Source organism: Pseudomonas sp. SCPG-7 (assembly GCF_002156405.1).
Lineage (GTDB): Bacteria > Pseudomonadota > Gammaproteobacteria > Pseudomonadales > Pseudomonadaceae > Aquipseudomonas > Aquipseudomonas parakoreensis.
On record NZ_MVOO01000008.1, the window covers coordinates 77855 to 89586 of the forward strand.

An 11732-nucleotide genomic window follows, 5' to 3' on the forward strand; every position below is an offset into this window, starting at 1 on the left:
CTAGCAATTTGGTGGTTTAGATTTACTTAACTTGACGGCGTAATAATTGGCTGAAGCATCGACAGAGCCAGGGCCACTTAAAATCAGTGGCCCTGGGTTCGGGAAGCTTTCACAGCTTTAGTGCCTTGTCCGCCGCGATGCCACCGGGGGTGAGCACCCCCGAATCCATCCAGACTTCAGAAGTCTTCCTTTTCTTCCCGGATGTCGACCTCGCCCATAGCCCCCAAATAGATCTTTCGACAGGGCAACTCGGTGATGAATCCGATTTCGAAAAGCATCCTGGGGATATCCCTAAACATGCTCGACACCTCCCATTTCTCAGTGAACGGCTTCATTGTCTCTGCAACGAATGAGTCTAGGTCGAAGTCCTGCGTTGCGACAAATGGCCCTGCGCGGGCGTACCCTTCGAAAATGCCGGATGATATGCAGATGACTTCTCCGGCCTTCACGATCATAACCCCACCTTATGATTGTTCATGGGGCTTCATGGCCAGGATAAACACGACCATTACTGCAACACTTGCGGGGTGAAATGGTGCATCCCCCGTGAAAGCCGCAGAAACTCACGCAGGCTTGCACGTCCATTACCCCTCTGGAACGTCGCCAAGACGTAACGACTATTCTCCGTCGTCATCACCCAAAACCTGCCTTCACGCTCGACTTTGATCACATCAGAAGTGCGGATCAAATGGCCGTCGCCGAACCGCCCATACTGGTCTTTACGGTTGTGACCAAACACTACGCCTATGCCCGTTCGGGCTTTGATGGAGGCGCTGCAAAGATACGCTGTGATCGGTCTATCGAAGCCTTGCGCCTGAGCTTTTTTGATTCGTATTAGGTCGAATTCTGTGTGGCGCTTCCCATAAAAATCCAAGCCAATCATGTTCAGCATTGTTGCACTCCGTTGGCGGTATATACGGCGTAACCAGGAATTCCACACGCAACCATCTGTGCTGGTATCGTGCAGAAATCTTGGTAAATCTCAGGCTGTACGAATCATGTTTGCGTGATAGATCGGACGAAGGTTGCTCAGCACATCAGTGTTGAAGCTAGGTTGGTGAGAGCTGTGGTATTTGGAGCCGGTCTCCACCTCTAGCAGGCACACAACACACTCGTTTTGGTCTTCACCAAGCGTCACTTTGGTCAGCTTCTCCATGCGCCAAACTCCCGTGCCATTCATGTGGGCAGGTGTGACAACTTGCACCTCTGTGATGATCGTCTCCGAGTCCTGGGCAATCAGCAGTTGCTGAAGCCGTGGTTCGCTGTCGATCATCAGAACCGCCTCTGAAGTTCTGTCCTCGTACATGGCTTGGACAGTTACGTGATACCAGTGATTACGAAGCACTTTGGATACCTGTTGCCATTGGTATTGACCCTCACCGAACATGCCCGGTAGGCCCAGCATGTCGGCGTCGTGTGTTCTAAACATCGTATGTCCTTGGCCTGAAGGGGCTCCGATACAGAGCGCAGGTTAGAAGAGGGAGAAAACGTCTTTCAGGCTTGCGAGCTGTTCATGACCAGGGCCAATCAATACGTAAACAGAGTTTCTGGTCTCGAACGCAACACCGTCGTGGAGACCGGTGCACATGCTTGAACGAACCCAATCGCCGCGTTCGAAACGGCCTTGGCTGTCCTCGGCCACGTTGTGAGCAAACAGGATCATCGGGAGCTGGCCCGCTGCATGACATTTGAAGAGTTCGTCGCGGGTGACTTCAATGCGAAATATTGTCCAGTCGCGGACTAGGCAGTAAGGCTTTTTAGGAAAGCGTTCGACTGCTAAAGCTCGAGCTGCAGAGGTGCTCGACAGGCCCTCAAGTGGTGTCCGTGGCGCATTCATGAAGTCGGGTTCTTCGACGCTAGCCATAGGGCTTCCTTTCATTAATAACCGGGAAATTGACAATTCAATCCCGCTTGTTGTCGCTCGCACTCGAGCAGATGGCTGCCGCAAGCAAGGTGCTTAGCTCCGCTTACGGATGTATATGCATCGAAAAGCAGGCCTCAAAAACGCTGATAGCGCCGTAATACGGATCATAGCCCGTGTTATGGTGCGTCGCAATATGGCCTTATCCTCGATTTGCGTGGGGAAATGTCATGGAGGCCGCAGAAGCCCTAGCTGTAGTGGTGCGAGCACTGCGTAGAAAAAAAGGTCTTACGCAAGAAAACCTGATCACTATTGACCGTTCCTATTGGGGCCGGATTGAGCGTGGGGAGGTGAACATCACGATTGATGTGCTCATTCGTCTCGCAGCGCTGCTTGAGGTTGAGCCGGCCTCATTGATTCTCATGGCGACGTGTCTACAGTCCAACGAGCCGCTTAGGGAGGGGCTGAAGCGTCTGAATAAGCAACTAAATAGGATAAAAAAGGACAGCGTAGATATTGAGATGGAGTCGTTGGTAAGTGCAGGGAAGCTTCCTCCTGGTCGACCGGCGCGATCCGGAGCAGCGCAGAAAGCCGCAGAGGCAAATCGCCTGAACAGTGAGGGAGTGTCAGTGACTGAGATATCGGAAGCGTTGGGTCTGTCTAAAACTACTATTCGTAGGTATTTGACCAGCAAGTCCGAACAGGCCTGATTTTTGAATGACCAGCACCAGGTTGAAAATGCCTCAGGAAGGTTTGCTGTGAAAGACAGCTTTAGCTCACCTTGGCCTCTTAGGACTTCATTACCCTTTCTTCAGATCGCTTTCGGTGAACATGCTAGCGATGATACGGGCGTCAAGAAGAGCGTGATGCGGAAGCGGAGCCCCGTCACTTGAGGCATCTAGAGTGGTTGCATCGGTGGGGTAATTCCGAACGTTCCTTGGCCATGTACCATTGTCATATGCGAGTTCGCAGAAAAGCTCCCAGTCGTACTGTGGAGCGTCTGTGACAATCTCCAGGACTTCGTCGAACGAGGCTAGGTAATCGAGCAGTGCAGTTCTTGCCCTGATAATGGGTTGTGCATTGCCACCGCCCCAGAGCTGCGGAAGAACGATCTCTATGACGAAGTCGCTGCAATCTTCCTCTCGCCATGTGTCGAGCAATTCCACGTAGAATTCGCGTCCATTTTCAGCTACCAGTGCGAGTGATATCAGCTTCGCTGTGGCTGAGAGCTTGGTGAACTCGCAATCAAGAAAGAGCCTCATTTTGCTGGAACTCCGTTATGACTAGGGCTCGCCTGGATATGGTGCAGGAAGGTCAGCTATGGGAAATGGCCCTCGAGCATCTTGGCTCAGACGGACTCCTCCAAGCGGTCATAGAAATGTGGAGCCGCGCCGCGCCTCCGCCAAGACCATTGGTTGAGCACCTGTCCATCAATCAGGTGAGTCAGGACGTCTTGAGCATACTGAAAATTGCTCAGCAGCGGGTAGGTGCCATCGTGCCAGGTCGAACGCCGGATTTTGGCACAGTCACGCTATACGCTCGTCACGCCAGCGACTTAGTTGATGGACTCATTACACTGCTGCCAAAGGCGCAGCTTTCGCGAGCCTTGCGAGGCTCTTGTATTGAAATAGAATTGGGGATTTAACGTCCGTGCAGGCTCCCCGAACACCAGTCAGCAACAACCCTATTACAACTTGCCCAGCGAAACGCGTCCCCTTGAGATGCTCTATGAACTCTGAATTAACCGAAGAAGAAATGCGTCATGCCCTTTTCGGCACACCTCAGCCAGAGGAGCAAGTTTCTACCCCGCTAGTGCCGGAGCCTGTGGAAGAAGTTGTGCTGGCCAAACCGGTGGTCGCTCCAGCAGCGAAGAAGAAAGTGACAAAATCATTTACGCCTAGGCTGAAGGTCACGCTTCGAGTTGGGAACGAATTCGAGGGGAAGATGCATGAGTTTATCCACGAGGCCGACACGTTGAGCTCGTTGCTCGCTGAGCAAGAGGCTGTGAAGGCTGCTAGGAAAAAGTACAAGTATGTGGATGTGGTATCGGTTAAATCGATGTAGACGCGCCAACTGAGCTAGTTGTGCAAAGGGTCGGCCCGTACCTGGATGATTGATCAGCCATCTTGCTAGCCGACAGAGCCTTCAGATCGCTCGCATGCAGCTGCTCTTGATGCCATTGGCGCTGTTGCTATAGGATCAGAACAGGAGATGGCATTCCTCCTTAAACCGCCTCCGTGCTGATGATGCCTACGTGAACCCTGGACAGGGTGCGTAGGTGCGCTCCCTGTCCCAATCGAGGACAGGACATGACTCCCCATCTCATATTTTTCTGCATACCAAGCTTTCGTGGGTTCCCAGTTCTATCGCAATTTATTGGTAGGGATTGAAGCGATGCTGAAATCACTGTTTGCGATAGCCGTAGGAGCTTCCCTCGGCGCTTGGATACGCTGGGGATTAGGCATGCGCCTGAATGCTCTGTTCCCGACAATTCCTCCTGGAACAGTCATAGCCAATCTTGTCGGTGGGTACATCATCGGTCTGGCGCTGGCATTCTTTGCTTCGAATCCGTCGATCAACCAGGAGTGGCGCCTCCTGATCATGACTGGCTTTTGCGGTGGTCTTACAACCTTCTCTACGTTTTCCGCAGAAACGCTGACGCTGATTCAGGAAGGTAGGATTTTCTGGGCGTTGGGAGCCATAGGCATACATGTCACGGGATCGCTGGTTATGACTGCGCTCGGACTGCTGACATATCAATATTTGAGCTCAAGCTGAGGTGCTAATCATGAAAGGCTTTCTGGTCGTTTTCTTTACTCAACAAAATCGCCGTTATAAAGGAAAAATGTTGGGGGATTGGGTTGTCGACCTGGCGAAAGATCTGGGGCTTCGGGGTGCGACTCTTTCAACAGGCATTGAAGGTTTCGGGCATACAGGCAAATTACATTCCGCACATTTTTTTGAGATGGCTGATGAGCCGGTGGAAATTCAGCTCGCCATTACAGAGGACGAGTGCGACAGTCTTTTTCAGAGATTAGAGGCAGAGCAGATTAGCCTGTTCTACATCAAGTCACCCATTGAGATGGGCTTTGTCGGCCAGGGTGAGATTGAGTCAAACCAACCAAAACCTGCTAAAGATTTAGGGTGAGCTACGTCGATGTCCTTCAGGGAAATGCCCACCGACACAGCATTTTCCCTGACCAAGCCTGCGGAATCCGTAACAAGATTTTACATTTTCATCGCGGCTAGCTAAGATCGATTCATTGGAGATGGCATTCCTCCATTAACCAACCGCTGCGCCCGTAGCAGCTGATGATGCCTACAGAAACCTGATCAAACCAGGTCTGTAGGCGTTCGCGCTCAGAATCCCCTTTTTGGTCAGGCCCACTTACTTTTTTGTGGCTGGCCAAATGTCTAAATTTCGACGACCTGAACAACTCGACTTACTGCCCTATATAGCGAAATGGCTTGCGCTTGCAGGTCTTGTAGCCTTGTTGGCAGGTTCTGCTTCTGCGTTATTCCTCCTATCTTTGGATCATGCCACCCAGTGGCGAGAAGCCCATCCCTGGGTGATCTGGCTCCTGCCAGTGGCTGGCTTTGCTGTGGGACTTGCATATCACTTGATAGGCAAACCCGTTGATGCCGGAAACAACCTGATCATCGATGAAATCCATGATCCTAAGAAGATCGTGCCTTTGCGCATGGTGCCGATGGTGCTAATCGGAACCGTGGTTTCCCATCTCTTCGGTGCATCTGTGGGACGTGAGGGTACGGCTGTGCAAATGGGCGGTGCTCTTGCCGATCAACTGACGCATATCTTCAGGCTACGCCGCGAAGATCGTCGGGTGATTCTCATGGCCGGTATCAGTGCTGGCTTTGCGTCCGTCTTCGGCACACCTCTCGCGGGAGCTTTGTTCGGACTTGAAGTATTGGCCATTGGACGTATGCGTTACGACGCGCTGTTCCCTTGTGTGGTTGCCGCAATCGTTGCTGACCAGGTGGGGCAAGCCTGGGGAGTGGTTCACACGCATTACGTCATTGGCGAAGTGGTTCCGGTGCAGCTGTGGAGCGTCATGGCTGTGGTGGCAGCTGGGATTGTCTTTGGTCTTACCGGCCTGCTATTCGCGACAGCGACCCACAAGCTCGGAGCCTTCGTTAAGCGGCTTATCACCTATTCACCATTAAGACCCTTCGCCGGCGGCCTGCTGATCGCAGTCGCAGTGTGGGCGCTCGGTAGTAACCATTACATCGACGTTGATAAGTACATCGGGCTAGGCATTCCGAGCATCGTCCAATCCTTTCAAATGCCAATGGCCCCTTGGGATTGGCTCGGAAAGATGGTGTTCACCGTTGTCTCCTTGGGCACTGGATTCAAAGGCGGTGAAGTGACACCGCTGTTTTACATCGGTGCCACCTTGGGGAATGCGCTGGCTCCCCTCTTGCACCTTCCCTTCGGCATGCTGGCTGGTATCGGCTTTGTCGCCGTCTTTGCCGGTGCAGCTAATACGCCACTGGCAACCATCGTTATGGCCATGGAGCTCTTCGGGCCCGAAATTGCTCCGCTTGCAGCCATTGCCTGTATCGCAAGTTACCTCGTATCCGGACACACCGGGATCTATCACGCCCAGCGCGTCGGCCACAGCAAGCATCACCGTCCTCTTCCGGAGGAAATCCGGCTCTCTGATATCAAGCAATTTCATGCTCAAAGTGAATCCGCCAGCGAGCGGAAAGTGACTCTTATGGGGGAAGAGAAATGACCGAACATCACCAAGATCGCCTGACAGCTTTGCAGCTCTATTTTCCTGGTGCTAGCAGGGCTCGAGTAACTAATTTCTGGCATCACCTGAGTGCGCCCGCGCTTGCCCAGCACCTACTTAAAGTGGCCCAAAAAGCCAAGATTGAGCAAGTCATGCTGAAGCCGATATCCGCAGGCTATTTGCCGGGCCATCGCATTTCCCACCATCACCCGGAGCTCGGTGATATGCGTCATCCCCAGTGCCTGGAATTGCTGGATACAGAGAGCAAGCTGCGCACCTTCCTGCGCGAGCACGCCGATGAGCTACGCAAAGTGCGGGCAGTTCTCCTCTTATGCGAGTTACCGCTCAGTGACGCTTCGTAATTTAGGTTGAAGAAATAGGCTGACCGAAGCGCTGGTCGCTCTCCCAACACTAGAGGATGTTGCTATGAACGGCTTTCAACTGACGTTTTTCACTGAACAGAGTACCAACTACCAGCACCTCCCACTGGGGGAGTGGCTGGTCGACTTCGCCAAGCGACAAGGTGTACTGGGTGCAACTCTGGTGAGCGGTACTGAGGGTCTAGACCATCTGGGACAATTGCACACCGCACATTTCCTGAGTGGTGCAGATCATCCCGTCACGGTGACGATATCCGCTGATGAACCTGTGTGCGATAGGTTGCTGGAAGCATTGGCTCAAGAATCGTTTTCGCTGAGCTATATCAAATTACCCATCGAGTACGGTCGAGTGGGCCAGGCGAAAAACTAAAAAATCCCGTTTTGGACAACCAACAAAAAAGGATGAGCGCCATGTATCGAGTTTATAACCTCCGTCCACAGCCAGCTCCTGCTAACTGGGCCCGTGACAATAGGCACCTCATCGTGGGCCTGGTTTTTTGGTCACTTTTTCTTGCGGGCATCGCAGGTAGCCAGCGCGTATCGAGTGATGGCTGGTACGTCGTAACCCAGCTTGAGGGCGCCTTGGTGACGATGCGTATGCCCAGTGAGAAATCCTGTAAGGCCGATTTGGCCCAGACCTGTGTACCTGGCTACGAGCTGAGAGCACACCAACGTTGAACGTTACGAGCGCGACGGTGGTGGGCAATCCAAAAATGAGCTTGCGAATTGGAGCTCACCGACGTCGGCTCATCAAAACCACTCTAGAGAAATGGGAGACCACATGAGCGCAGTGATGCCGAGCATCGTATTTGGGCTTGTGATGGGCAGGTTTTTTACAGGATCCGTTTATGAATTCGCCGTGCTGTTCATCGTTAGCATTGGCGTGTCATTGCTGACCTTTCATCTGCTCAATCAAAGGCGGGCCAGGCTACAAGCCCAGACTGCGTACTGCTGCTCCGTGATGGTTGCGTCAAACCAGATGCTGGAGCTCTTCCAGATGGCAAAGGGAGGGCAGTTCATGCCCTTGGTGGGAGAGGTTCCTGAACTAATTATTGGAGGGTTCTTGGTTCCCGCCATTGCGGTGTCGACAGTCCAGCTGTTCAGGATACTCAGGGAAAGCTGACGTCCGACATAGAGGCCTCTCAACGGTTTCACATCGTTAATGACGTTCCCGAATCGTTACTTGGAGAAGATCTATGAAAACGCAAATCCAGGCCATTCATGCACGTGAAATTCTCGATTCACGCGGCAACCCTACCGTTGAAGTCGACGTCACCTTGGAGTGCGGCGCCATGGGCCGGGCTTCAGTACCGTCCGGTGCCTCTACAGGCGCTCACGAAGCAGTTGAGTTGCGTGACCAAGATATACAGCGGTATTCCGGCAAAGGAGTTTTGAAGGCCGTTAGCAATGTAAATACCGAAATACTTGAGTCTTTGAGAGGCCTGGATGCGGCTGACCAGGAACAGATTGATCATCTGATGATTAAGCTGGATGGAACCTCTGATAAATCCAGGCTTGGAGGAAACGCGATCTTGGGCGTGAGCCTCGCCGTTGCCAGAGCGGCGGCTTCTGCGCTGAACTTGCCCTTGTTCCAATATCTGGGCGGCGAGCAAGCAGCAAGAATGCCCGTCCCAATGTTCAATATTCTCAATGGCGGTGTTCACGCCAACTGGCAAGGCCCTGACTTTCAGGAATTCATGATTGCACCTACAGGGGCTGGCAGTTTCAAGGAAGCCTTTCGTTGGGGCGCTGAGGTGTACCACGAGCTGAAAGTGGTGCTTAAGGACGCCGGCTACTCAACTGCGGTCGGAGATGAAGGCGGCTTTGCTCCGACGCTCAAGAAAAACTCAGATGCCATTGAGCTGATCATCAAGGCAATTGAAAGGGCCGGTTACGCCCCTGGATCTCAGATCGAGATCGCTATCGATCCAGCATCCAGCGGTTTCTATGAAAACGGTCTTTACCATCTGCGTTCGGAAGGTCGTAAGGTCGATGCCCAAGAGCTGATTAGCCTCTATTCCTCCTGGGTCGACAAGTACCCGATTGCGGTACTGGAAGATGGCCTCGCGGAAGACGATTGGTCGGGCTGGAAGCTATTGAATACTGCGCTGGGTGACCGGATCGAGTTGGTTGGAGATGACCTATTTGTCACCAATGTCGAACGGATTCAGCGAGGCATCACAGAAAACGTCGCCAATGCCGTACTGATCAAACCCAATCAAATCGGAACCCTGACTGAGACCAAAGCCGCCATCGAAATGGCCTATGGGGCAAATTGGGGGGCGATGGTTTCTCATCGTAGCGGTGAGACGGTGGACAGCTTCATCGCTGATCTGACTGTCGCGATGGGGACTGGCCATCTCAAGACAGGAGCTCCATGCCGGGGGGAGCGGGTCGAAAAATACAATCAGTTTCTGCGGATAGAAGAGCACCTGGGAAGCCGTGCCATTTATGCAGGACATGATGCATTTGTGCGGTGATACCCACCGATTTGAGGCCAAGCAGATTGACGCGAGAGAGAAGTAATGACCCCGTCCGAGAAGCTAGTCGAATGGAACAAGAGATGGAGAATCCAAAGCGGCATTGTCATTTGTCGAAAGTGCGCGGCGCAACAGCCCGAGACATTGAGTAATCAACCATTCGCCCATGGCTTTGGCTGTGCTGAGGTCAGCTCGCAATTTTCGCAACCTTGGGCTGACTTGGATGCGATCAGAAGGTTATTTGTCGTATAGCCAGTAAATCTGTTGGTTGGTCAGCGTAAAAAATCGAATCACGTGTATCCGTTGGCAAAAAAGTCAGCGGCCTTTGCCTTTCATAGACGCTTGGAGATATGAGCATGAGCTACACGGACATTCCAGCTGGTAACGCGATTCCCGATGACTTCTTCACCGTTATCGAGATTCCTGCAAACCACTCGCCGATCAAGTACGAGGTGGACAAGCCAAGCGGACAGATCTTCGTTGACCGCTTCCTCAGCACGCCGATGTTCTACCCGGCCAACTACGGGTTCATTCCAAATACGCTGAGCGATGACGGCGATCCTCTCGACGTTCTGGTGATTTGTCCTTACCCGGTATCACCTGGCGTTGTCATCCGCAGTCGCCCGGTTGGTGTGATGTACATGACTGACGAAGCTGGAGCGGATGCCAAGGTGATCGCTGTGCCTCATGAAAAACTCAGCTCTATGTACAGCGGCGTTAAGGAGTGCTCAGACCTCCCTGCATTACTCCTCGCGCAGATCCAGCACTTCTTCGAAAACTACAAAGCATTGGAGCCGGGTAAGTGGGTGAAGATGGGCCGCTGGGGTAGTGCAGATGAAGCGCGGGAAGAGATTCGCAAATCGGTAGCTGCGTACGTTCCAAAATAGAAAGCGAGCCAGCCTACAGCGCTGAGGTGGGGATAATCACCACCTCAGCGCACTACTCATCAACTGCTTAGGTGAATTGTGCGCATGGAAAAATGGATGGCGTATGCCTTTGTCTCAATGTTTTTTGCCGGGTTCACTTCTGTAATTGCCAAGATGGGACTCGCCGGGATTTCAGGCGAACTCGGTCTGACAATCCGCACGCTATTTGTGTGTGCTTTCGTCCTTATATTTGCTGCTTGGGCCGTTCCTACGCATGAGGTTGCGAGCGTCACTAGCCGAAACCTGTCTTGGCTTGGGCTGTCAGGTGTCACCACAGCATTATCCTGGATATTTTATTACAAAGCGCTAAAGGTAGGGGATGTTGCCACGGTTGCCTTGATCGACAAGGGCAGCGTAGTCGTTGCGATGTTGCTAGCCGGACTGGTGCTTCGAGAAGTTATCACTCTGCGCATGATTGCCGGGGCCGGTCTCATCATCGCTGGCCTATTAGTCATCGCCAAGAAGCCCTGACAGAAGTCAGCCATGACGCCAAACCTTTACAGAGGAGACGAGAAGGATGGCTGCGAGCAAGGGAAGCAAATATGTCGTCGGAATCAACCCGAGCAACTGACCTCCAATGAAAGTCCCCAAGATAGAGCCGAGAGCCATTATAAGGATGAAGGGGCGTTGAGCTCGTATGATGGAAAAGCTCTGGTCACGACTGTAGCGTGTAAACCCTACTATCATCGTAGGCAGGCTCACAGCAAGGGAGAGACTGCCAGCGAGTTTAACGTCAGCCCCAAAAAGCAGAACGATTGTCGGTATCAGAAGCTCACCACCTGCGACCCCCATCAAAGCAGCAACCACGCCTATTCCGAACCCTGCCGCGACTCCCGTGATAGCCAGGGCTACTCCATGAAGTAACGGGATACCCGAGGTGCTCGCCTCATGTCCGAGCAGCAAAGCTGCGGCGATACCAACAAGCAGGACAGCCAGAACGCGGTATAGCGTTTTGCTTTTGAGCTGGGTAGCCCATCCAGCTCCGAGCCATGCGCCGGCGAGGCTTCCCGTCAGCAGCGTAACAATGATGTCCCAACGCTCGAAAACCTGTGAATAGGGGACACTGAAAGCGCGAAACGGTAAGGCTGAGGCAACCACCACCAAGCTCATAGCCTTGTTGAGGATGATTGCCTCCAAGGCGCCAAAGCCAAACAGACCAATGAGCAAAGGCAGCCTGAACTCAGCACCGCCCAACCCGATCAGACCACCTAAGGCTCCAATTACAGCACCGCTGGTGAAGACAACTGGTTTTGCTCTTCTTTCCTTCGGCGCCATTGATTGCCCCAACCCTGAGTTTTCGGTCTTTAATTTTGCACGTCAATACACCC

At 52.8% G+C, this 11732-nt stretch carries 19 protein-coding genes and 2 riboswitches; of the genes, 13 read left to right on the plus strand and 6 right to left on the minus strand.

Translation table 11 applies throughout. The features are described 5' to 3' along the window. Positions 1–176: 176 nt before the first annotated feature. The 4 genes from B1722_RS16445 to B1722_RS16460 all read right to left on the minus strand — a co-directional run bounded on the left by B1722_RS16445 (position 177) and on the right by B1722_RS16460 (position 1864). Positions 177–455 (minus strand): hypothetical protein, encoded by a 279-nt coding sequence (locus B1722_RS16445; RefSeq protein ID WP_038443841.1) that lies wholly within the window; start codon positions 453–455, stop codon positions 177–179. Between the two features lie 53 nt (positions 456–508). Next, positions 509–892, minus strand: coding sequence for a hypothetical protein (locus B1722_RS16450; RefSeq protein WP_086793454.1), 384 nt, complete (start codon positions 890–892; stop codon positions 509–511). 90 nt (positions 893–982) lie between these two features. After that, positions 983–1405: a hypothetical protein gene (locus tag B1722_RS16455; RefSeq protein ID WP_256578859.1), complete on the minus strand. Its 423-nt coding sequence runs from the start codon at positions 1403–1405 to the stop codon at positions 983–985. 66 nt (positions 1406–1471) lie between these two features. After that, positions 1472–1864 carry a hypothetical protein gene (locus tag B1722_RS16460; protein ID WP_050499463.1) on the minus strand — a complete coding sequence of 131 codons (393 nt, stop codon included), beginning with the start codon at positions 1862–1864 and terminating at the stop codon, positions 1472–1474. Positions 1865–2091: 227 nt separating this feature from the next. Here B1722_RS16460 and B1722_RS16465 point away from each other — a divergent pair, with 227 nt between their 5' ends. After that, a complete protein-coding gene (locus tag B1722_RS16465; RefSeq protein WP_050499464.1) occupies positions 2092–2571 on the plus strand; it encodes a helix-turn-helix domain-containing protein in 480 nt (159 codons plus the stop codon). Between the two features lie 90 nt (positions 2572–2661). On the opposite strand, the gene B1722_RS16470 is transcribed toward B1722_RS16465, so the two are convergent. After that, positions 2662–3123: a 3'-5' exoribonuclease gene (locus tag B1722_RS16470; RefSeq protein WP_032894853.1), complete on the minus strand. Its 462-nt coding sequence runs from the start codon at positions 3121–3123 to the stop codon at positions 2662–2664. A gap of 17 nt (positions 3124–3140) precedes the next feature. Between B1722_RS16470 and B1722_RS16475 the strand changes: the two genes are divergently transcribed. The 12 genes from B1722_RS16475 (at position 3141) to B1722_RS16530 (ending at position 10875) form a co-directional block, all read left to right on the plus strand. Continuing rightward, the gene (locus B1722_RS16475) at positions 3141–3506 is read left to right on the plus strand and encodes a hypothetical protein (RefSeq protein WP_086793459.1); all 366 of its coding nucleotides are present in this window, start codon (positions 3141–3143) and stop codon (positions 3504–3506) included. Positions 3507–3589: 83 nt separating this feature from the next. Continuing rightward, complete coding sequence (locus B1722_RS16480) at positions 3590–3925, plus strand: hypothetical protein (RefSeq protein ID WP_086793461.1); 336 nt, start codon at positions 3590–3592, stop codon at positions 3923–3925. 134 nt (positions 3926–4059) lie between these two features. Further along, a riboswitch (Fluoride riboswitch) is annotated at positions 4060–4121 on the plus strand. A gap of 134 nt (positions 4122–4255) precedes the next feature. After that, complete coding sequence (gene crcB / locus B1722_RS16485; protein WP_086793463.1) at positions 4256–4639, plus strand: fluoride efflux transporter CrcB; 384 nt, start codon at positions 4256–4258, stop codon at positions 4637–4639. Between the two features lie 10 nt (positions 4640–4649). Beyond that, the gene (locus B1722_RS16490; protein WP_086793465.1) at positions 4650–5009 is read left to right on the plus strand and encodes a DUF190 domain-containing protein; all 360 of its coding nucleotides are present in this window, start codon (positions 4650–4652) and stop codon (positions 5007–5009) included. 108 nt (positions 5010–5117) lie between these two features. Next, positions 5118–5190: riboswitch (Fluoride riboswitch) on the plus strand. A gap of 81 nt (positions 5191–5271) precedes the next feature. Next, on the plus strand, positions 5272–6618 hold the full coding sequence (locus tag B1722_RS16495) for a voltage-gated chloride channel family protein (protein WP_086793467.1): 1347 nt from the start codon (positions 5272–5274) through the stop codon (positions 6616–6618). After that, positions 6615–6980 carry a hypothetical protein gene (locus tag B1722_RS16500; protein WP_086793469.1) on the plus strand — a complete coding sequence of 122 codons (366 nt, stop codon included), beginning with the start codon at positions 6615–6617 and terminating at the stop codon, positions 6978–6980. Before B1722_RS16495 ends, B1722_RS16500 begins: the two co-directional genes overlap by 4 nt. Before the next feature lie 64 nt (positions 6981–7044). After that, positions 7045–7368: a DUF190 domain-containing protein gene (locus B1722_RS16505; RefSeq protein ID WP_086793471.1), complete on the plus strand. Its 324-nt coding sequence runs from the start codon at positions 7045–7047 to the stop codon at positions 7366–7368. A gap of 41 nt (positions 7369–7409) precedes the next feature. Then, positions 7410–7676 carry a hypothetical protein gene (locus B1722_RS29900; protein WP_086793473.1) on the plus strand — a complete coding sequence of 89 codons (267 nt, stop codon included), beginning with the start codon at positions 7410–7412 and terminating at the stop codon, positions 7674–7676. A gap of 103 nt (positions 7677–7779) precedes the next feature. Continuing rightward, the gene (locus B1722_RS29605) at positions 7780–8121 is read left to right on the plus strand and encodes a hypothetical protein (RefSeq protein ID WP_169855723.1); all 342 of its coding nucleotides are present in this window, start codon (positions 7780–7782) and stop codon (positions 8119–8121) included. A 73-nt stretch (positions 8122–8194) separates the two neighbouring features. Continuing rightward, complete coding sequence (gene eno / locus B1722_RS16520; RefSeq protein WP_086793478.1) at positions 8195–9478, plus strand: phosphopyruvate hydratase; 1284 nt, start codon at positions 8195–8197, stop codon at positions 9476–9478. Between the two features lie 356 nt (positions 9479–9834). Beyond that, a complete protein-coding gene (gene ppa / locus B1722_RS16525) occupies positions 9835–10365 on the plus strand; it encodes an inorganic diphosphatase (protein WP_086793480.1) in 531 nt (176 codons plus the stop codon). 84 nt (positions 10366–10449) lie between these two features. Further along, positions 10450–10875 carry an EamA family transporter gene (locus B1722_RS16530; RefSeq protein ID WP_086793482.1) on the plus strand — a complete coding sequence of 142 codons (426 nt, stop codon included), beginning with the start codon at positions 10450–10452 and terminating at the stop codon, positions 10873–10875. 6 nt (positions 10876–10881) lie between these two features. Here B1722_RS16530 and B1722_RS16535 read toward each other — a convergent pair whose 3' ends face one another. Continuing rightward, positions 10882–11679, minus strand: a complete 798-nt coding sequence (locus tag B1722_RS16535; RefSeq protein WP_086793484.1) for a sulfite exporter TauE/SafE family protein — start codon at positions 11677–11679, stop codon at positions 10882–10884. Positions 11680–11732 lie beyond the last annotated feature (53 nt).